We start from the raw sequence: 20268 nt of genomic DNA on the forward strand, positions 1-20268 counted from the left end.
ACCATGCGGTAGCCAATACACCCCGATTCGTCGGATTCGGGAATGTTGCCACAACGGACTGAAGTGACGCGAAAGCCTTCAAACCGCACTCTGAGACGGTCGCCGGGGGTCGGGCGGATGGGAGCAGCGCTGCCGGTCGAACAGCCCGTCAGGGCAAGGACGGCGAGGGCGCTGAGGCTGAGAACGGTCGTGGTGTGAACGCGCATGCGAACCCCTTGATCGTCTGCGAAGCGGACAGGTTGACCAGGCCGGTCCTCCGAGTACCGGCAGTGCGAAGGGGTGGAGGGGGTTCGGGGGCTCAGTGGCCGAGGTGGCGCAGGCCCTCTTCGAGGGTGGGGTGGAACCGGTCGACGGGACCGGAGTTGCGGTTGTACCAAGCCGCGTCCAGGCCGGTCTCCTTCGTCTCGTGGCCGGCCCGGCAGCGCAGCCAGACCGAGTCGTCGCGCAGGCAGAAGACGATCCAGTCCCGGTACGCCCCGCACCCCGGGCACGTACGGACCTCTCCGTCGATGACGAGCGGCTGCTGCCAGCGCATCATCAGCCCGGCCACCTCCTGTCGCGACGGCACCCGCAACTCCGGCGGCAGGAAATCGGGCGCCACCGCTGCCTCCGCAGCCGGAGCCGGCGCGGCCTGCTCGGGCACGTCGGGCCACGGCTGCGTGGCCTCTAGCTGCAGGAGCAACTCATAACCCGCGCGCTGGACTTCACGGAATGCGCGGTCCTCGCGAGCACGTCGAAAGAACAAGATCTCTTCCTCTCTGTCATCTGGCGGGGCACGGGAAACGTGCCTCCGTTCAGGGGGATAGCTACGAGCCGCCTACCAGCGGCTCCTCCGGGGCAGGGGTCGTCAGCTGCGGCGGACGACGGTGAGCCGGCCCTTGGCGCTCTCGGGCACGGTGCGGCGAGGCACCGGAGCCGGCGAGGCGAGCGAGGAGGCGAACGCGGCAACCAGGCCGTGAGGGACGCTGGCGCTGAAAGTGGCGCACCACAGATACGGACCACCGAGAACGGGTTCCGCCCACGTTTGCCAGCCCACCAGGTCGGGGCGCGGGTCGGCGTCCTCGATGAACGGCGGCACCATCTCCAGGGAGACGCTGCAGGAGAATCCGGGATCCAGGGCGGTGGTGCGGGGGCGGTCGGCGTCGTGGAGCCAGCCGTGGGCAGAGAGCGCGCTGAGGACGGTCTCGGGCCCCTCGAATCCGACGTCGGGCGTCTTGCAGCTGTCGATCTCCACGAGGAGGTCGGCGAGCGTCTCGTACGGGACACCGGCGGTGAAGTACGCGTTCCACGCGGTCATCACCGAGGCGGCACACGAACGGGCGCTCAACTGCCAGGCCACCGGCAGCCCGCCCAACTCGAACGGGTAGGCCGCAAAAATCCACTCGGCACCGCACAGTCCGTCCGGGCTGACGTACAGCAGGGTGCGGCGGGCAGTGGGCCACATGCGCCAGCCAAGGCCAGCCAGGGTGTCGCCGATCCGCTCGGCGAACGCGTCGTCATCGCCGGCCAAGTGGCGTGGGGTGACCCAGTACACCGGGTCCGGTGGTTCGGGGTGGAAGGGGTCGCTGGGGTGGTGCGGGTTCAGGGGCGCCTCCGTAGGCTCGGGGACAGGTCACTGACGGTCGTCGACCTGGGGGTTCAGAAGGTCATCCAGGTTGACATGGCTACGCAGCTGTACACCAGTCGTTTGGGGATCTTTCCTGTCTGCCAGCAGCGAATCAGTGAAGAGAGCTGGACCGGCTTAACCAAAGAAGCGAGCCCAGCCCACACAGCTCCGGGGTGTGATCGCCAGCGGCTCTCGTGGTGCACACCGTGGCTCAGACGCGCTCTTGACCAAGGTCTATGAGGACTGTTCCGTTAGGGAAGTTGGGGTGTCGGACTCGGGGGTTGTCTTCGTGACCAGGTCGGTGGGCGGTGCATGGTGTCTCATCAACGGCACCACAGGGGAATCGGCCGCTCCCCCGGCTGCTGGGGCCTCCGTATGAGACTCCGGCGCGGGATCGCGATCGCCGTCGTTGCCGGAGGCGGCGCTGTGGCCACTCTGCTGGTCGGGCTCGTCACGAACGCCGTGTCCAACCAGGCGCGGTGGCCCGGCTGGCTGGGGTGGTTACAGGAGCACGCCTGGTTCTCGTTCGTCGTGTTGGGCGTGACGATGGCGGTGATGACGGCCTTACTCGCCGGGCTATCCGAGTCGCGGCCTCCCGCGCCGTCGGTGAGGCCGGAGGATGGAGCGGGGCCGCCGGGGGCCGCCCAGGTGCTGCGTTCGTTGCCGCGCGACACCGCCGCGTTCACCGACCGTACCGCGGAGCTGGAGCGGCTGGTGGGCTCGGTGCGGACCTCACAGGAACAGGGCGAGAGCCTGCCCGTTCACGTGATCGACGGGATGCCCGGTGTCGGGAAGACCACGTTCGCCGTGCACGCCGGCCACCTGCTCTCTGAGCGGTTCCCCGACGGACAGCTCTTCGTGAACCTCAACGGGTACACGCCGGGACGCACTCCGGTGCAAGCCGGCGAGGCGCTCGCCTCGCTTCTCGCGGCCGCCGGTGTGCCGACGCAGCAGATACCCGTCGGGGAAGACATTGGAGCGGTCACGGAGGCTCGGGCCGCCATGTGGCGGAGCAGACTCGCGGACAAGAAGGCGCTGCTGATTCTCGACAACGCGGCCAGCTACCGGCAGCTGGAGCCGCTGCTCCCCGGTGGGAGCGGGTGCCTGGTGTTGGTGACCAGCCGAAAGCGACTGGTGGCGAACGAGGAGGTGGTCATGTCGGTGGACGCGCTGCCGCCGGATCATGCGGTCGACCTCTTCGTGCGGCTCAGCGGGCGGCCGGCCGATGCACTGGACCGGGCTGTGGTGGACGAGTTGGTCCGGCTGTGCGGGTGTCTGCCGCTGGGGGTGTCTCTCCTCGCGGCACGGCTGCGGCATCATCCGTCCTGGACCGCCGAGGACCTGCGTGGGCGGCTGCTGGCGGCGCGGGACCGGCTGGGAGAGCTGCAGGCCGGGGAGAGGGCCGTCACCGCGACGTTCGATCTTTCCTACCGGGATCTCGCGCCGGAGCGGCAGCGCTTCTTCGCGCAGCTCGGCTTCTTCCCTGGCACCGATCTCGACGTGCACGTCGGTGCCGCTCTGGCCGAGGTCCCGGTCGGAGTGGCCCGTCGGCACCTCGAGGCGCTCTACGACGACCACCTGATCGACGAGCAACCGGGGAATCGCTATCGGCTGCACGATCTCCTGCGCGACTACGCTCGTGGTCTGGCCGCCGAGGGGGACAGCATGGACCACGTACAGGCCGCACAGCGTGTGTGCACCTACTACCTGGCCGCTCTCGTCGTCGTGAACGAGCACATCGGGCGCAGTGGTGCCGCGGTGCCACCGGCACCGGACGGCGCCTCGCGGGTGGAGACTCCGGCCCTGGAGTCGCGGGCGGATGCCCTGAGCTGGCTGGAGACCGAGCGGGCCAACATCCTGGCCTGCGTCCGGCGGGCCAACGGCCTGGCCCTGTACGACCTGGTGGTCCGGCTCGCCGCGGCCATGGCGCCCTTCCTGCGCCAGGCCGGTCCCTGGGACCAGGCCGTCGGGCTCCACCGGACCGCCACCGAGGCTGCCCGCCACACCGGTGACCAGCGGGCTCGGGGCGACGCTCTCGCCGAACTCGGCGTCGTACGCCGCTTCATGGCCGCCTATCCGCAGGCGATCGAGGCCCTCAGTGAAGCCGTGACGGCGTACGAAGCGGTCGACGAACGGCGGGGTAAGGCGGACGCCCTGAACCAGCTCGGCATCGTCTGGTACCTGACCGCTGACAATGAAGACGCAGTCCGCGCCCAGGCCGAGTCTCTCGCCCTCTACCGCGAGTTGGGCCACCGACTCGGACAGGCGAACGCGCTTGCCGATCTCGGCATGACACACCGGCAGTTGAGCCGGTTCGACGCCGCAGTGGAGGCGCAGAGCGAGGCCCTGACCATCTACCGAGAGCTCGGCGACCGGTACGGGGAAGCAAACTCTCTGCGGGACCTGGGCGTCGTGCACTGCCTCATGGGCGCATATGGCGAAGCCGAGCGGCATCATCAGGAAGCGTTCGACATCTACCTGGAGCTGGACGACCGTACTCACCAGGCTTACGCGCTCAACGAGTTGGGCGTCGTCCGACGGCTGACCGGAGACATTGAGGGAGCGCGGACGGCACACAGCCAGGCCCTGACGCACTTCAATGAGCTCGGTGAACGGTTCGGCCGCGCGAACAGCATCCGCCACCTGGGCGTCGTGGACCGTGTCTCCGGGGATGCGACAGAGGCGGTCCGGCTGTTGGAGGAGGCCCTGGAGACCTACCGCGAACTCGGCAGCCGCGGGGGTGAGGCCGCCGCCCTGGGCGAGCTGGGCGTGGCGCGCGGCATCGTCGGTGAGCGCGACGGCGCGATCGAGGCGTTCCAACGCAGTTTGGAGATCCTGCGGGGTCTGGGCGACCGGTGCGGCGAGGCAGAGGTACTGAACCACTGGGGGATGCTGCTGCTCACCTCCGATGAACCAACGGCCGCCCGTCGCCACTTCGATCAGGCCCTCACGCTCGCGCGGGACATCCGCTGCCCGCTTGAGGAGGCACGGGCGCTGGAGGGCACCGGCCGGTGCGACTGGACGATTGACGGGCCTGGTCATGGCGTGGGCTCGCTGCGAGCCGCCCTGACGGTGTACCGGCGGCTGGGAGTGAGCGCGGCCGTGGACGACATCGAACGGTTGCTGGTGTCGCGGTCCGGCTGACGCCGACCATGTGGCCGAATTCCCTGTGTCCGATGGGTAGTTGATGATGCTACGTTTCCGGCTGATCTGTCGCTTCAGCCCCGTCGCACCGTGCCACCCCCGGCACGTACCTCACGAGGAGCGTTGGATGCCGTCACCCACGTCCGTCACCGAGCCAGGCACCATCACGCCCGTCGGCCCGGCGTCCGCGGAGCCGACGGTGGCCGGCACCGCCGTCCTGGACCGCGTGGCCGCCCGCGTCCGGCAGCGGCTGGAGGAAGAGGAGGGCGCGACGAGCCGGGTCGGCGACGGTGCCCACGCGGCCTCGCTCATCTGGCCCTGGCCGCTGTGAGCACGTCCGCTCAATGACAGAACCCGAAAGCTCCGCTCCTTTCCGGACGTTCATCCTCAAGGTCGCCAACCGCTGCAACATCGACTGCGACTACTGCTTCGTCTTCAACTCCAAGGACCAGGCGGCGCGACGCCTGCCCGCCCGAATGGACCTCGCTGTGGCCCGCGCTACGGCCCGACGGATAGGTGAACACGCCTCCGCACACGGCCTTCGGACCATCCACGTCGTACTGCACGGCGGTGAGCCGCTGCTCGTCGGCGTCGGGCACATGGCCAGCCTGCTGGAGGCCGTCTGGGACGGTGCGCCGACGGGAACCCGGGTTCTCTTCGAGCTCCAGACCAACGGGACTCTTCTGTCCGATGCGTGGCTGGACCTCTTCGAGCGGTACGAGGTCGCGGTGGGCGTCAGCATCGACGGACCGCCACGTGCGAATGACCGACACCGCCTGACCCACGCCGGGCGATCGAGCGCCGCCTCCGCCGTGCACGGCATCGAACTCCTGCGGTCGCGACCACACCTGTTCGCCGGGCTGCTCGCCGTCGTGGACCTGGCCAACGACCCCATGGAGGTCCACGACTACCTGGCGGCGTTCGAACCGCCCGTGATCGACTTCGGCCTGCCGCACGCCACCCACGACGATCCGCCGCACCGTGCCGACCCCAGCGTGCCCGAGTACGGGATGTGGATGAGCAGGGTCTACGACGCCTGGCTCGCCCGGCCCGAGTACGGGCACAGCGTCCGGATGCTGGAGGACATCGTGGCCCTCAGCTCTGGCGTCCGCGGCTCGGTGGAGACGCTCGGCCTGGCCCCGCCGACGAGCATCGTGATCGAGTCCGACGGCTCCATCGAAGCGGTGGACACCCTGCGGTCGGTCGAGGAGGGCGCCTCCTGGCTCGGGCTCGACGTCCTCCGCCACTCCTTCGATGACGCTCTGTCCCATCCAAAACTGCTGCACCGGCAGCACGGCAAGGATGCGCTCGCCGAACAGTGCCGCGCCTGCCCACTCGTGGACGTGTGCGGCGGAGGCTACCTCCCACACCGCTTCAGCGAAGCCCAGGGCTACCGGAACCCGTCCGTCTACTGCGCGGACCTGGAGTACCTCATCCGACACGTCCAAGGCTCCCTGCGCCAGCACGGCTGGAGCCCGTACACACAGGCCGCCTCGTCGCCCTAGACGCGTGTGCCGTACCGCCAGAAGGGGATCACGCGTTGGAACGAACGAGTGCAGCAGACCGAAGCAATCGAGGAAGGACAGGAGGCGCCGATGACCGCGACGATCCGTCCCGCGGAGAAGCGCGACGTCCCGGCCATGGCCGAGCTGATCGAAGAGATCGAGCGGTTCTACGGGGCGACCGACACAGACATCCAGCCGATTGAAGAGCGCCGTCTCCAGGTGGAAGAGGCCCTCTTCGGCGCGCCACCACTGGCTTCCGCCCTGCTCGTCGAGGACGAGACCGGAGACATCGTGGGCCTCGCCGCCTACTCCTTCCTCTGGCCGGCCGCCGGCTCCTCGCACTCCCTGTTCCTCAAGGAGCTCTACGTCCGCGACACCCTGCGCCGACAAGGCATCGGTGCCCGCCTCATGGACCAACTCCGCGCCCTGGCCGCCGCGCGCCCCGGGTGCAGCCGGGTGGAATGGATGGCCGACCGCGACAACCCGGGCGCACGGGCCTTCTACGAGTCGCGCGGGTTCACCGAGTCCGACGGGAAGATCGTCTACCGGGTCGACTCCGGAGCGGCCTCAGAGTGAGCGAGATCGTGAAGGAAGAACGTTGTGAACGGTGCGACTGCATCATCGGGTTGGGGTGTGCCTGCCCATCGCAGGGATCCGTGCCGAGGGCCCGCTCCGTGTCCGCCGCACGGCAGGAGTGGCGGCGTTTCCCAGCAGACACCATCCTCATCTCACCCACGCAGTACGCCCACCTTCCTGGCGCATGCGGCCACCTCCCCGAGGAGTTGGTGAAGCCGCCGCGCTGGGGCTGGATTCCCGACCCACCCCCTGGGCTGTGGACCCGTCTCGGATGCAGCCACCCGGCGGTCGCGACGCAGGGCAACACCTCGCGACGCGCGATCAGGCGGTGCCCGGACTGCGAAGCGACTCTGTCGTGAGCGGAGATCGTCAGACAGCCGTCCACAGCGGTGCCCCCGGCGACGAGAGCTGACGGTGCAGCCGTCTATGGTCACGTGCATGTCGAGGACCACACCGCCGCGTCCGCTCGATGTCGAAGCGCTGTTCCCGGAGTTGGCGGCCTACCTGGGCACCACCACCCGGCTCCATCCGCGCCCGGGCCGACCGGACGTGGTGGACAGTTCCGTGGGCGGTCGGCTGCTGTGGCCGGCGGACGAACCCTGGCCGGTGTGCACCGAGCCGCACAGCCACGCGCATGGCCGACGCCCGGCGGACATCCACCGGCAGCGCCAGATCCTGGCGTCCGCATGGCTCCGTGAATCGAACCCCGGCCCCACGGACAAGGAACGGCAGCTACTGGAGCAATTGGACCAGAAACACCGAGTCCAAGATGCCGCTGCGAACGATCCACTGCCACTGATCGGCCTTGCACAGCTCTACAGGAGGGACGTCTCCGACCTGGCCGCCGGGCCGGATGACTGCGATCTGCTCCAGGTGTTCTGGTGCCCTTTCGACGCACACGGCCCGACCGGCTACGGCATGCTGCTCGACCTGCGCTGGCGCCGGTCGTGGGAGGTCACCGAGATGCTGGCAGCACCGCGACAGCCGCAGGTCGTCGGCTACGCGGGGTACGTGCCCGAGCCGTGCGTGCTGCACCCCGAGCAAGTGGCTACCTACCCATTCGCCGGCCTGCTCCCCGAGGGCCTGTGCGCTCGGATCGACGCCTGGGAAGGCGCATTGGAGGAGCGGGCCAAGCAGCCGACGGACGAAGATGCTGCATCGCCGGTGGGCTACCAGTACGACCTGTCCATTCCGCCAGGCTGGCGCGTCGGCGGTTATGCCTCCTGGCACACCACCGATCCGTCCCCCATGAACTGCCGCACGTGCGCGACACCCATGCACCTGCTGCTGACCATCGACAGCTCGGAATGGGACGGTGGCAGCGGCAGCTGGAAGCCGCTGGAAGACCAGGACCTGCCCACGCACGGCTCCGCCACTCCGACCAAGGTCACCGTGGGGCGCTGGGGCGAACTCAACATCTTCGCCTGCCCTGAAGAGCCCAACCACCCGCACCGCTGGAGCATTCAGTAGAGCACTCGTACACGACCACTGCGCCTGCTTGGGCGAGACTATTCCGGCAGCGCGGAGTTCCTCGCCGAGGGTCGTCTAGGAGCCGTAACAGCGTGGCATGACGGGCAGATGCCGCGACCGTCGGACTGGGCAACTGCACGGGCCTGGTCACGACACGGCCTCCTCACGGCGCAGGAAGATCTGCAGGAGCAGCTGGCGTTCGCCCTCGGGCACGTCTTCCTGGCCGTGGCCGAGTGCCTCACGGCCGTGGCAGCACAGGTGCTGGTTCACGATCAGCAGGTCACCTCGCTTGAGCGGGAGTCTCCGCTGCCCGATGACGAGTTCGCGGTGCAGGGCGCGGGCCGCCTTGGCGTAGGGGTCGTCGGGACCGCCATCGGCGAGCATCTTCGTGAAGCGGACGAAGCCACTGATTGGTGAGTGTCCGTCGATGACGGGGAACGGCGTCCATTCCCTACCGACCCCGGTCAGGTCGTGGAAGGAGCCGTCCTCGTACATCGGATGGCTGAGCAGTTCGGCGTCCCCGTAGCTGAGCCGGTCCACGGCCCGGCGGACCTGCGAGACGAGGCTGTGGCCCTGGCCCTTCGGGTCCGGGCGTACGCAGAGCAGGGCGCTGTAGTCGGGTGGCCAGGTGGAGTTGACGACGTCGATGTGCATCGGGCCATAGCCGGAGCCGGTGGCTGGCATCGGGTCGAGGGTGAGGTTGGTATCGAGCAGCTTCCACAGTGGCCAGCAGTCGAAGGCGCGCAGCGGTCTGGCGATCAGGGAGAGCATCGCGGTGACGGCACGCAGGCAGTCGACCTGTGTGTCGACGGCGTCGAGGAGTCCGCCCAGTTCCAGGACGACGAAGCCCTCACCGTCGAGGGCGTTCAGGAGCCACTCGCAGGTCGCAGCGATCACCGATACGCGCGACAGGCCGGACAGCGTCCGGCGGTAGCGCTGGGCGATCTCCGGCGACAGCAGACCGTCCTTGAGCTCCCACTCGGGAAGGATCGTCGCGCTGTTGGCGAGCTCGGCGACGAATTCCGGCGCCAGGCTCAGGCGGTATTCCGGCAGCGGCGGTGTCGGCATGGCACTCCTCGGATCGGAAGTGTGTGGTGGATGGTGGTGCACGGAGCGGGAGGGACGCCGACGTTGAGGCCCGCTGCGATGCAGGGGCCTCGATCACCTCGCCCGCAGCCCCGGCTCCTGGCCCAGCGCCTGGTGGCCGCGGTTCTCGGACGGAACCGGAAGGCGACACGGGAAGACACACCAGGCCACCGTCCCGTCAGCGGTGAAGCCCCACTTCCCGCCGAGCTCTTCGACGAGGGCGTCCACGAGCCATAGGCCGCGTCCGCTCTCCTCGTCCGCGCCGGCCTGTTTCGGGCGAGGGACCGCGGAGGGGCAATGGTCGTTGATCTCCAACCGCACGTGGTCATCGGTATGTCTCAGGCGGAGACCGACCGTGGAACCGTGCCCGTGCACCACCGCGTTGGTGGCCAGCTCCGAGATCACTACCTCCGCAGAGTCGACGTCCGCCGGGGGCATGCGGCACATGTTCCGCAGCCACGCGGCCCCGATACGCCGGGCGTGCTCGACCCTCGACACCTCCCGCACGAAGGCGATCTCGACAGGCGACGGATGCCTCGCGAGCGCGGGAGCCGCGGACGAGGCGCGGGGGCTCGATGTACGCGCGGGAGCGGGTGAGGCCGTCGTCCGAACCGCAGGCGTCATCGCCCAGTCCTTCCGCAGGTCAGGGAGGATCAGGAGTGCAGAACGCTCTCCATGGCCCAACCACCGTGCCGCGTGGGAAAGTTGCTGCGCAACGAAAATGCTCTAGAAATTTCTCCACGAACGAAAATGGCACATGACACCGCAAGCGCATGGTCTGTTGCGGCGCGCGTAACGCGTGTCAGACTTCGTGCATCGCGGTTCCGGCCAACGCATGCGATGGAAAGGCGAGCACATGGCAGCCAAACCCAGGCCGACCGTGCGGCGCATCGAACTCGGTTACGAGCTACGGCAGTTGCGCGAACGTGCCGGGATGACACTCGAGGACGTCGCCGGAAGCGGCGCCATCAAGGGGCTGTACGTCACCAAACTGCACCGCGTCGAGAAGGGGCTTCAGGACCTCCGCAGCGCTGGCGATCTCCGGTCTCTTCTGGAGCTGTACGGCGTGACCGACGACCGCGATTTCGAGCAGCTCCTGGGTATCCAGCGCGACGGCGCGAGCCAGGACTGGTGGACCCCGTTCCGGTCCACGATGCCGTCTGGCATGCCGCGCTTCGTCGGCATCGAGACCGCGGCACGGGAGACCTGGGCTTTCCACCCGGCGCTCGTCCTTGGGCTTCTGCAGACGGAGGCGTATGCCCGCGCGCTCCACGAACTTGTCAAGTCGATCGAGGAGACCACGAGCGAGTTCATCGACCGAAACGTCCGGGTGCGCCTCATGCGCAAGGAAGCTCTCACACGAGACGAGCATCCACTGCGGCTGAGGGCGGTGCTGTACGAGCCGGCCCTGCGATACGTCGTCGGCGATCCGGATCTGATGCGGGAGCAGTACGAGGAGATCGCGAGACTGGCGTCCCTGCCCAACGTGAGTGTTCAGGTGCTCCCGCAGACCCTCCGCGGATACCTCTCCGTGCACGACTTCACGGTCCTGCACCTGGACGACGGAATGCCGACCTCGGTGCAGGTGGACAACGCGTGGGGCGCCGCCTCGGTGTCCGACAAGCCACGCGAGGTCGGCCGGTTCACCCGCAAGTTCAACGCCCTCACGGCGTCAGCGCTGCCGCCGGAGGACACACCCGAATTCCTCCAACAACTCACGCGAGAGATCACCAAATGACCCACACCCGTACCCACATGGCCCCCGAGTTCACCAGCGCTGGAGCGCGTTGGTTCAAGTCGTCGTACTCCGACGGCTCCGGCAACAACTGCATAGAGGTCGCCGACCTCACCGCCACGGCGCACGCTGGCATCGCGATCCGTGACAGCAAGGATCCTCACGGGCCCGCGCTGCTCATCGACCCGGCCCCCTACATGGCCTTCATTCAGGGAATCCGACACAGCTGATGATTACGGTGATGCGGCGCACGTCCGCCTGAACCGTGCCGAGGCTGGAACGCCCTCCGAGCGTGTGGTTCAGCCTCGGCACGCGCCGATCGGACCGAGGGGGTACAAGAGGCTCACAGCCCCTTGACCAGTTGGGCCGCCGTAGCGAACGAAACGGACGGGTACTGGCGCTTCAGCTCACGCACCGCGACCATGACCCCTCGCTCCTCGCGGATCCGGAGCAACGCTTCTTTGTCGACCGCCTGGAAGAAGTCGTCGACGCTGGCGAACTGCTGGTTGAACTTCTCGCGCTTCCTTCTGCGGTCGGCGTACGTCTCGGCGCTTCCCAAAAGCGCGCTCGTGAGGAGCAAGAACGCCACGGCCAGGGGGATGGACTGGTTGGCGAGAGACAGGAAGAGCAGGTAGAAGGAGCATGCCGCCAGGCCCCACATGGCTACACGGGGTCCGTACATCTTCTTGCCGCCTTCTTGGCTGGGGTAGGAGCGGATCGTATTGAAACTTGGCCGCTGCCGGGCATCAAGTCAGGGCGTCAGGCCAATGACCGCCAGGGAACGTGCTGGTGTCCGCCGCTTCTCCCTTGATGACCGTCATCTGCTGTTCCTTGGTCCCGAGGACCGCGACAAGCGCGGAGACAGCGGCCGATCAACGCCGCGTTCACGCTGGCCTCTTCGACGATGGTGGCAGTCCCGGCCCACGAAAACACCACGGATGGTCACGTCCGAGCAGCAACGTTCTTCCTATGTGAGCCCCAGCAAGGGCTTCCGGGGCTCCCCTGCAACGCTCTCGCGACGGATCAAGAAATCTTCCAGCCAGCCGGAATCTCATCCTCCCGGCCATGGACCGTGAGCCAGCGTGCAAGCTTGCGTCGAGCGCGGAGCTCGCCAGGCACCAAAGGCTTCAACCAGAACCAGAGGATCACCGGAACGACGCCCACCGCAATTGGCACGCAGATAGCGGCAACGAACGCGCCTATGCCACCCAACGCACGCAGACCATAGCCGAGTGCTCCAGCACTGCCACCTATGCGTCGACTGCGTGATCTCACCTCGCCATCTCTAGCACGCTCGGGCTTGAGTTCGTGATCACCGACATGCGCCTGCTCACGCTGTTTCTGAATCACCGATCGGACGGTAATGAAGGTGCTCGACGCGCTCGCCGTCACCACCACAGGAACGACAACCCAAGGAGGGGCGCCTGCATCGATAATACCGATAGTGATTCCAATGGCCGCGGCAAATACCAGGACCGCCATCAGGAAGAAGAAGAGTGCGACGAAGGTGCGAACCACCCAATAAATTAGACCGCGCCCGCGCCACGACTTGCCGACAAACGCGAGGGAATCGACCGGTGGAGCCTGCAAAACTTTCACGTTATAACTAGAAGACATCATTCCAGAGATCCACGGTTGAGTTTTTGATTTTGTCGCCCATGCCTTTGACGTCCTCTTTCCACCATGTTGCAGAGGCGTCGCCGATGCTGTGCCCAATCCCGGAAACCACCCCACGTGCGTGGATGTTATGTTCCCAATGGCCAGCTTTGACCAGCTCGTCAGCATAGGTACCCGCAACATACCCCACGCCGAGACTTGCACCTACAGTTACGGCGACGGGCACGCTTTCTGCGGCACCAGCCTCAATAGCGGTACCCGCAGCCATAGAAAGTGCCGTACTGCCCGTCTCGACTCCAAAGCTATGCCAGAAACCCCAACCCTTTTCCATATCGTCCTTGGTGGCGAGATAAATACCTGCTACGCCCACTGTCGTGCCAAGTATCGGGATGCTGTCCAGGATTTTGAACTGGCCGTCGAGATTGAGCTTTTCACGTAGCCGTGAAAATTCGAATTCTGTCTTGCCGGAGAATTTCCACTTCGACGTAGATTTTTCGACATCGGCGAGGACCTTATTCGCCTCCCGCAACGCTCGGCGATTAGCAAGTCGCTCTGTCTGGAATTCTTTCCACTCCCGTGACTGCTTCGGCATGTGGCGATGGAGTCGCTTCATTTCCACACGTTCTTGATTGAGGCGTTCCATTTTCTCGCGGCTCAACGCAGCGCGGGCGCCAGGAATTCCGTACAGTGTGCGCGCGGCGTCCGCCAACGTGACGTTGTCACTGGTTCCGAGGGTGTTGTCACTTCCACCCGGAGCAAGCTGCGAGACGATCGCGGCGAAGCTCTGCGCGGCATCCGACCGCGCCCGCTTCGCCTTCTGCACCGCCGCTTCCGCGCGCGCCACGTACTCGCTGATGTCCATCGTCACAGGGAGTGGGTGCCCATCGGGGTCAAGCGGAATACCGTGCTTCTTGGCATAGTCCCTGGCGTCATCAAGGTCATCCTGAGCTTCACCAAGGACGACCGCCAGGTGTTCCATCGTGGTCGAGATATGGCCCATCGCTTGGATGATGGCGTCACTCGCTGCTGAAGATACGAGCCAGTCTTGTTTGAAATTGTCAGCGGCATCCCCAGACCAGCCGGCATCGTTTACAAGATCACGGACCCTGGTATTCAAGACGTGAGTGATCTCGACAAGCTCGCTACACGCGGAGGCTAGATCCTGACCGCTGGAGTAAAGCGTGCTTCGATCGCCTTCGATTATTACGTACGAGTCGGACACGTTCAGCCTTCCAGCGTATTGAAGAGGTTCATGACGTCATCGTTATCCCTGGTGTAGCCGTCGTGAGCCTTTTTCATCTTCTCGCCGTGATCTTTTACCGTCTCGGTAAGGAGGGCGTACAGGGTCGTCACCACGTCGAGCGCATCTCGACACGCCTTGTTCGTGTCAGAGTCCCCACAATCGGGAACTGGGCAATGCACCTTGTTTTTCTGCTCGCCCAGCGTTCGCTCTTCACGGAAAAAAGCGAGGTAGGCTTGCTCAAGGTCCTCCAGGACGACGTGATACTCGCTCATTTATCCCCCTTCACTAGAACCGGTATGGGCGGTCCCGCTGTTACTGGCGCGGATAGCGGTCGGACGGCGGCTGTTGCTGGTACGGAGAGGAACCGGGGTAAGAACTCGGGGGATAACTTCCGTATCCGGACTGCTGATTGAACTGGCTCTGCTGCGCCGCTCGACGGCGCTTCGCGCGCCGAACCAGAAACAGAGGCACGCCGATCACGATGAGCACACCGAGGGCTGCCAGCGTGCTGAGCGCGATGACCGAGTTGGTGGTCAGGCCACTGCTCGACTCATCGGACGCGGAGGACGCCGCCGTGTTGCCCTCGGGCGTTGCTGTGGAATTGGATGCGGGCATGGTGAGCGGGCCGTTCTTGGAGCCGGCCGGAATGTTCTGCTGAAGTGCGGCGAGGGGCTGGATGAAGCCGTAGCCGTACTTCTCGTCGGGGAGCTTCAGACCCTTGGCCGAGGCTGGGAGGCCGGCCGTCTTGGTAAGGCGGTTGACGATCTGGCCTGCGGTGAGGTCAGGGAACTTCTCGCGCAGGAGAGCGCAGGCGGCGGAGACGTAGGCCGCGGAGTCGGAGGTGCCGGTGCCCATGCGGTAGCCGTCTGAGTCCGTGCCGACGGAGACGACGCGGTAGCCGGGGGCCGTCAGTAGGAGGTTCGCACCGGAGTTGGACTTCTCCCAGATCTCCTTGGAGTCCTTGACAGCGCCGACGTTCACCACGCCTGGGTAGCTGGCCGGATAGCTAACGGCTTCGGTGCCGCTCCTCCCCTCGTTGCCTGACCCCGCCACGACAATCGCATTGTGCTGAAGGGCGTACTTAATCGCCTGTTGCTCCTCGCCACCGGCGGTTGGCAGGCTTCCACCCTGTGAGATGTTGATGACGGATGCACCGTGGTCCACCGCGTACCTGATCGACGAGGCAAAACCGTCCGATTGGCCCCCGTTGTCACGGAGGGGCAGGACCTTCGCGTCAGGGGCGAGTCCCTTCACGCCGTCCGAACCGTTGACACCGTGTCCATGCCCGGCGATGACGCCGGCCATGGCGGTCCCGTGACTGTCTCCCGCGGCGGGCGAGGCGTCGGAGTCCCCGTCGATGAAGTCCTTGCCCGGCAGGACGTTGCCCTTCAGGTCGCGGTGGGAGGCGTCAACGCCGTCGTCAATGACGGCGACGGTGACGCCCTTGCCCGTCGCGATCTTCCAGACTGCCTCGGCGTCAAGGGCCTGGAGCGGCCACTGGTCACTCCTGACCTGGTCCGCCGACGCGGTGGTCGCGGTGGCGAAGAGCAGTGCTCCCACCGCTGCCGTACTGCCCGCTATGCGCAGCGTCCGCGTGAGACCCATGCCCTGTTTCCCTCTTTCGTCCCGCCGGGCGGGGCCCGCGTCGTGGATGACGCGAGCCCCGTTTCTGTCCTGCCGCGATCGTGCCTACTCGATGAGCGGTGGGGTGGTGTCGTCCCGCTTTGGCACCCAGGTCTCCTCGTCCTCGACGAGATAGCCCGGAACCGGCTTACCGTCTTTCTTCTTCTTGCCGCGGCCCTGGCCGGCCACGCCGGCCTGTCCGGAGCCCGTCAGGCCCGCCGCCCTGCGGCCCTCGGTCGTGCCACCGCGGCTGCCGTGCAGACCGGAACCGGCCCGAGTTCCAGTGGAGGGGGCGTCTTCGGGTTCGCCGATCACCCCACCTTTCGTACGGGCCAGGGGACCCCGGCCGCTGGGCTGGTTGCCGCGTCGTCCTGCACCTGCCCCGGTCCCGGCTCCCACACCGCCCACGCCCGTGCGGCCGCTGCCCGCTGCGGAGCCTTCGCCGGAGGCGCTGCCGCCACGGGCCAAGCCGCCCGCAGGGCCGCCGGGCACACCGGGCAAACCGGCACCTGTTCCAGATCCGCCGCCCGCGCCGCCGACTCGGGCAGTGCCGCCGCCCCCGTGGCCGCCGCCGTCCCCGGCGCCGGTGCCACCGGGGCTGGTGGTCGCAAGTCCGTCTATATCCGTCCCGACCCCGGAGGGCGCGGACGCCTTGGAAGAGGAACCGGTACCTGCACCGGCAACGCGGTGGGGGGTGCTGGGGGATGCTGTGATGGTCGACCGGCCCGAGCCGCTCGACGCGCCGCTGCCGGTGGAAGTCCGGCCCACCAGCCTGGGGCCGCTCTCGGTCGGGATCGCAACGATCGGGACCGGCGCCGTACCTCCGGGTTCACCGGGGTAGTCGTCCGAGTCATCAAACGGCCTGCGGTTCCACGTCCCCATGGCCTTGGTCTGCGACGCGTACGCCGCCCCCAACTGCTCCATTTTCACGGCCATCTTCAACTGGGCTTCCTTGCCCGCCGAGAGGTCGTCCTTGTTCTTGTCCAGGGCCTCCTGGGTGGACATCCCGGCCCGCTTGTCCGCCTGGTAGCCGCTGTCGTCGTGCGAGAACCCGTCCCCGACGAAGTCAAGGCCACTGGAGATCGTGCCCGGCTTCTCCATCGCCTCGACCTCGGGCTTGATGGTCTCCAGCACCGTGGCCGCGCTGCCCAGCGCGATGGAGGTGTACTGGGCGTACTGGGCGCCGTCCTGCATCTTCTGCGCGATGACCGCGGCTCGCGCCTTGAACCGGTCGGCGGCCTCGCCTTCCCAGTGCTCCAGCACCCCGTGCACCGCTGCCAGGAAGTCCTGCCGGGATCCACCGCCGCCGTCCTCGCCCACCAGATCATCGTTGACCTTGCGCCAGCCTCGGGCCACGTCGTGAACCACGCCCGGCTTCGCGTTGATGACCATGGTCTTCATCTGGTCCATGTTCAGATCGGCGAACGGGGTCGTGGCCTGCTCGTCGTAGCACATCGCCGCCGGGACGTACTCGTACGCGTAGCCGTCGCTCTTCTTCCCGTCCGAGCTCATGACCTACCCCCGTCCGACAGTGCCGCCGTGATCTCCGCTTCCTGGTCCTGGTAGGCGCCGTGCGTCTTCTTCGTCTTCGTCCCGAAGTCGTCCACCAGGCCGTGGATATGGGTGACGATGTCCTCGAGGTACTGCTTCATCTCCGTGTGCGCAATGTGCAGATCGTTCGCCTCAGTGAAATCCGCACTGCCCAGTGCGCCGGCTGGCAGGTACGTCTGATAGCGCGAGTCCGAGGTGGTATCGCCCAGATTTGCGATGATCCGGTTGAGTTGTGTGAGCACACCTTGCAGTGCGCTCAGATCGACCTTCAGCTCGCCGCTCGCCACCGCGAGTGCCCCCTGTCCCCGTACGACTGATAGCGCAAGCAATCTTATCGGCTGCATCTGACAGCGCACGGTGCCCCCGTCTCTTTCCGGCCTCGATGAGAACAGGGGTTTTGGGTGCCGACGGCTGGCCCCAAGGTCGAACAGCCTTTCAGGCTCCGCAGGCGACGACGCCGAACCGGTTCCAGATGACGTTGAGCGGGGGCTCGTGTGCAGTCGCCGTGGACGGGAACGGTGTCAGCGACTTCGTGACGGCCGGCGACGTGCACACCGAGCCTGATGTTCTGTGACGCTGAACCTTGACTGATTGCCATTGATTTGACCGGCGAGTTTCATCCGGGGGCACGACGCTCCGACCTCGGCGTCTGGCTACTGCACTGTGGCTTTGCGCTCCCTGCGGGACCGCAACCACGGGACCAGATACCAGGAGGTCACCACCAATGCAGACGTCACCGCAGTGGTCAACCAGCCCCTGTAGATGTCCGCGAAGCCGGTGACAAAGCGCATGACGACGGTGAACACGGCCCAAGCCACCAGCCACCGAGTCGCCTTGACCATTCGTCCGTGTCGTCGCATGGCGCGAGCATATCCGCGAGCCTGAAGGGAAACCCGCGAGGGCTGTGGCTCACTCGGAGGTCAAACTTCAGTGGCAATCGGTCATGTTTCCAGTCTCAGAGGACACCTGACAGCCTCTCTCTCGTCGTACTGCAGCAGATGCCCGAGATGCCGGTCGACCCGGACCAGGTCGGCGATGGCGATGAGAGCGCGGGCGGCTTCGACGCGCTGTGGGGCGGTGCCCCGCTTGTCGACCATGTCGGCGCGTGCAACTCAGGGTTCTCGCCTGCCACCAGCGAACCGTCAGCTGACGCTCATACCCCGTTCCGGCCACTGTCCACGCTCCTCGAACACGGAGTTGATCTTCCGTGATGCCTTGAGGAACGTGTAGTCGGCGTTACCGTCGTCGGAACTCGAGGTGCGGCTGGCCGTGTCCACGGTGAGCGTACGGTCCATTTCCGCGGGGTCTTCACCGAAGGTGTAGCGAATGGAGTCCGGTTGTTGGGACAACTTCTTGAAGTAGACCAGGGACGCCATTACCACTCGCTCTCGAAGTCTTCCCGCTTGTTGAGCGGAACCTTGCTCTGCCAATTGTAGTTTTGGTTGGCCACTCGATGTGCTTCCTGGTAAGTCGCGCCCGGGTGCGTGCGCAGATACTCAAGCTCGGTGACTTCGTGTTCGAGCAGCACGTGGTCTTCCGGTAGAGCGTTGCCGGAGCGGAGGCGGATCCAGGCGTCGGCGATCTCGGCGTCCGCGTCGAACTTGCGGGTGACGACCTCGCCGGTTTCGTAGTCCTCGATCGGGTGCTCCGTGTCGAAGACGTGCTTCTTGATGGCGGAGATCTCTTCCTCCGTGAACCCTGTCGTTCCGTTCCCCCGAGGCACACCTTCGGTGTTACGGCTGATAGCTGCGATGTCGCGGGAGTCCCGACGGAAGTCGTCGTACGCGGCCTCCGCCCACCTCGTCTGCGCGGGATCGTCGAGGATGTCACGCGGACGCCGCCGGGCGCCGGTGAGCCACTCATCGCCGCTCCGTGTCGCCGTCAGGGCGGGAGCGGCTTCGTCCGGCATGCCGGCCAGGAGCAGTCGCGGGTCCGTGAGACCGGGCATGTCGCTGCTGAGGAGGCCGCGCCAACCGCCCGCTTCGGACGCGGCCCTCACACCGCCGGCTCCTGCGCCGAAGAGACCGCCGTAGAGCATCCCGTCCGTAGCCGCGTGGCCGACCTCGTCAAGGTTGACGCCCGTGCTCTCACCGGTAGCGATGGAGATGGGCTGGGCGACCGCCAGGTCCACGGTGACCGACTCGATACCTCCGAACGCGGCAGTGGCCAGAGTGGTGCCCGCGATGGTTGCGACCTCGGTGGAGACGGTGACACCCAGGGAGGCGGCGAGTTCGGTGACACCCGCCGCCGCGGCCGCAGCGGCGCCCTCGGAGATGCCGGCGGTGAAGATCGCCAGGGCGGTGCCGGCGACCAGGGTCGCACCGACGATCTCCAGTTCGTGTTCGAGGTGCTTCTTCGCGCCGTGCACGGCATCCGCATCCAGCGCCTTGGCCATATCGCGGGCCGCATCCGCGAGATCCTTCAGCCAGCCGCGGCCATGGTCGTAGTACCGGCGCCAGAACTTGTCGAACGCTGTGATCGACTCGCCCTTGTTGTCCTCGATCAGCGCAAGAGCGGCCTTGTTCGTGGCGGCGGCGATGTCGTCGATGTCGTCGGCGAAGGCCCGCCACGCCTTGGCGGCATTCCGGAGCCCGTCTTCGTCGGCGGCGGGCCACCACATGCCCGTCAGGTCCTGAACAGCCTTGCGGGCCTTGTCCGCGACGCTCACTCGCCGTCGCCCGTGCTGTGGTGGCCCACCTTGATCCGGCCGAACATGCCCCGGATAAGCTCTTCGTTGTCGATGTGCTTGTCGGCCATGTCGACCAGGCCCGCGTGAATACTGGCCAAGCCCTCGACGAGGATCTGCGCGGCGTGCTCGATCTGCTTGACGTGCGGGCCGTACGCGGTGTGGAACTTCTGGCCCTGCTCGTCGTCACCCCATGGCGCGCCCGCCGCGGCCAGGCCGTGCTTCAGCTTGGTCAACGCGTGTGCGAGGGCAACACTTTCGCGATGGAAGGCGGGCGCCGCCGTCTTGATGTCGTCGACCTTGATGTCGAGTATCTCGTCCTTGCCGCCCATGACTTCGCGTTCTCCCCCACCGTTGACCGCACAGGCATTCGACCCTAGTCGGGGGTCGGCGGTTCACGACCGGGAGCCATGCAAAGCCGGGGCA

General features: G+C 66.6%; 22 protein-coding genes and 1 pseudogene. 7 read left to right on the forward strand and 16 right to left on the reverse strand.

The window, feature by feature from the left end:
• From AB0N07_RS40880 to AB0N07_RS40890, 3 genes and pseudogenes are all read right to left on the reverse strand, one after another.
• Positions 1-206: pseudogene (locus AB0N07_RS40880) on the reverse strand (hypothetical protein); the annotation flags it as partial.
• 92 nt (positions 207-298) lie between these two features.
• Positions 299-745 (reverse strand): hypothetical protein, encoded by a 447-nt coding sequence (locus AB0N07_RS40885; RefSeq protein ID WP_365844235.1) that lies wholly within the window; start codon positions 743-745, stop codon positions 299-301.
• Between the two features lie 102 nt (positions 746-847).
• Positions 848-1534, reverse strand: a complete 687-nt coding sequence (locus AB0N07_RS40890; RefSeq protein ID WP_365844237.1) for a DUF317 domain-containing protein — start codon at positions 1532-1534, stop codon at positions 848-850.
• Between the two features lie 447 nt (positions 1535-1981).
• Here AB0N07_RS40890 and haaT point away from each other — a divergent pair, with 447 nt between their 5' ends.
• The 5 genes from haaT (at position 1982) to AB0N07_RS40915 (ending at position 8301) form a co-directional block, all read left to right on the forward strand.
• Positions 1982-4750 (forward strand): cyclophane-containing RiPP biosynthesis TPR protein HaaT, encoded by a 2769-nt coding sequence (haaT, locus tag AB0N07_RS40895; RefSeq protein ID WP_365844239.1) that lies wholly within the window; start codon positions 1982-1984, stop codon positions 4748-4750.
• A gap of 127 nt (positions 4751-4877) precedes the next feature.
• Positions 4878-5081, forward strand: coding sequence for a HaaA family cyclophane-containing RiPP peptide (gene haaA / locus AB0N07_RS40900; RefSeq protein ID WP_365844241.1), 204 nt, complete (start codon positions 4878-4880; stop codon positions 5079-5081).
• Positions 5082-5094: 13 nt separating this feature from the next.
• Positions 5095-6255 carry an FxsB family cyclophane-forming radical SAM/SPASM peptide maturase gene (locus AB0N07_RS40905; RefSeq protein ID WP_365844243.1) on the forward strand — a complete coding sequence of 387 codons (1161 nt, stop codon included), beginning with the start codon at positions 5095-5097 and terminating at the stop codon, positions 6253-6255.
• A gap of 90 nt (positions 6256-6345) precedes the next feature.
• Positions 6346-6831 carry a cyclophane-containing RiPP N-acetyltransferase HaaN gene (gene haaN / locus AB0N07_RS40910; protein ID WP_365844245.1) on the forward strand — a complete coding sequence of 162 codons (486 nt, stop codon included), beginning with the start codon at positions 6346-6348 and terminating at the stop codon, positions 6829-6831.
• A gap of 438 nt (positions 6832-7269) precedes the next feature.
• Positions 7270-8301 (forward strand): hypothetical protein, encoded by a 1032-nt coding sequence (locus AB0N07_RS40915; RefSeq protein WP_365844247.1) that lies wholly within the window; start codon positions 7270-7272, stop codon positions 8299-8301.
• A gap of 147 nt (positions 8302-8448) precedes the next feature.
• On the opposite strand, the gene AB0N07_RS40920 is transcribed toward AB0N07_RS40915, so the two are convergent.
• A complete protein-coding gene (locus AB0N07_RS40920; RefSeq protein WP_365844249.1) occupies positions 8449-9369 on the reverse strand; it encodes a TauD/TfdA family dioxygenase in 921 nt (306 codons plus the stop codon).
• 93 nt (positions 9370-9462) lie between these two features.
• Positions 9463-10011: an ATP-binding protein gene (locus AB0N07_RS40925; RefSeq protein WP_365844251.1), complete on the reverse strand. Its 549-nt coding sequence runs from the start codon at positions 10009-10011 to the stop codon at positions 9463-9465.
• Between the two features lie 232 nt (positions 10012-10243).
• Between AB0N07_RS40925 and AB0N07_RS40930 the strand changes: the two genes are divergently transcribed.
• Positions 10244-11125 (forward strand): helix-turn-helix transcriptional regulator, encoded by an 882-nt coding sequence (locus AB0N07_RS40930; RefSeq protein WP_365844253.1) that lies wholly within the window; start codon positions 10244-10246, stop codon positions 11123-11125.
• Complete coding sequence (locus tag AB0N07_RS40935; protein WP_365844255.1) at positions 11122-11352, forward strand: DUF397 domain-containing protein; 231 nt, start codon at positions 11122-11124, stop codon at positions 11350-11352. Before AB0N07_RS40930 ends, AB0N07_RS40935 begins: the two co-directional genes overlap by 4 nt.
• Positions 11353-11465: 113 nt before the next feature.
• On the opposite strand, the gene AB0N07_RS40940 is transcribed toward AB0N07_RS40935, so the two are convergent.
• From AB0N07_RS40940 to AB0N07_RS40990, 11 genes are all read right to left on the reverse strand, one after another.
• Positions 11466-11804: a hypothetical protein gene (locus AB0N07_RS40940; protein ID WP_365844257.1), complete on the reverse strand. Its 339-nt coding sequence runs from the start codon at positions 11802-11804 to the stop codon at positions 11466-11468.
• Positions 11805-12145: 341 nt separating this feature from the next.
• The gene (locus tag AB0N07_RS40945; protein WP_365844259.1) at positions 12146-12721 is read right to left on the reverse strand and encodes a hypothetical protein; all 576 of its coding nucleotides are present in this window, start codon (positions 12719-12721) and stop codon (positions 12146-12148) included.
• 7 nt (positions 12722-12728) lie between these two features.
• A complete protein-coding gene (locus AB0N07_RS40950; RefSeq protein WP_365844261.1) occupies positions 12729-13856 on the reverse strand; it encodes a hypothetical protein in 1128 nt (375 codons plus the stop codon).
• A 107-nt stretch (positions 13857-13963) separates the two neighbouring features.
• Positions 13964-14254 (reverse strand): DUF6317 family protein, encoded by a 291-nt coding sequence (locus AB0N07_RS40955; protein ID WP_365844263.1) that lies wholly within the window; start codon positions 14252-14254, stop codon positions 13964-13966.
• Between the two features lie 40 nt (positions 14255-14294).
• Entirely contained in the window at positions 14295-15587 is a 1293-nt protein-coding gene (gene mycP / locus AB0N07_RS40960) for a type VII secretion-associated serine protease mycosin (RefSeq protein ID WP_365844265.1), read from the reverse strand.
• Between the two features lie 84 nt (positions 15588-15671).
• Complete coding sequence (locus AB0N07_RS40965) at positions 15672-17117, reverse strand: hypothetical protein (RefSeq protein WP_365844267.1); 1446 nt, start codon at positions 17115-17117, stop codon at positions 15672-15674.
• A complete protein-coding gene (locus AB0N07_RS40970; protein WP_365844269.1) occupies positions 17114-17443 on the reverse strand; it encodes a hypothetical protein in 330 nt (109 codons plus the stop codon). Before AB0N07_RS40970 ends, AB0N07_RS40965 begins: the two co-directional genes overlap by 4 nt.
• Positions 17444-18097: 654 nt before the next feature.
• Positions 18098-18253: a hypothetical protein gene (locus tag AB0N07_RS40975; RefSeq protein WP_365844272.1), complete on the reverse strand. Its 156-nt coding sequence runs from the start codon at positions 18251-18253 to the stop codon at positions 18098-18100.
• A 45-nt stretch (positions 18254-18298) separates the two neighbouring features.
• On the reverse strand, positions 18299-18532 hold the full coding sequence (locus AB0N07_RS40980; protein ID WP_365844274.1) for a hypothetical protein: 234 nt from the start codon (positions 18530-18532) through the stop codon (positions 18299-18301).
• Positions 18532-19824, reverse strand: a complete 1293-nt coding sequence (locus AB0N07_RS40985) for a hypothetical protein (RefSeq protein ID WP_365844276.1) — start codon at positions 19822-19824, stop codon at positions 18532-18534. The genes AB0N07_RS40980 and AB0N07_RS40985 overlap by 1 nt, the downstream gene beginning before the upstream one ends.
• Positions 19821-20174 (reverse strand): hypothetical protein, encoded by a 354-nt coding sequence (locus AB0N07_RS40990; RefSeq protein ID WP_365844278.1) that lies wholly within the window; start codon positions 20172-20174, stop codon positions 19821-19823. Before AB0N07_RS40990 ends, AB0N07_RS40985 begins: the two co-directional genes overlap by 4 nt.
• Positions 20175-20268: the final 94 nt, after the last annotated feature.

The sequence above is a fragment of the Streptomyces sp. NPDC051172 genome, assembly GCF_040682555.1.
Taxonomy (GTDB): Bacteria; Actinomycetota; Actinomycetes; order Streptomycetales; family Streptomycetaceae; genus Streptomyces.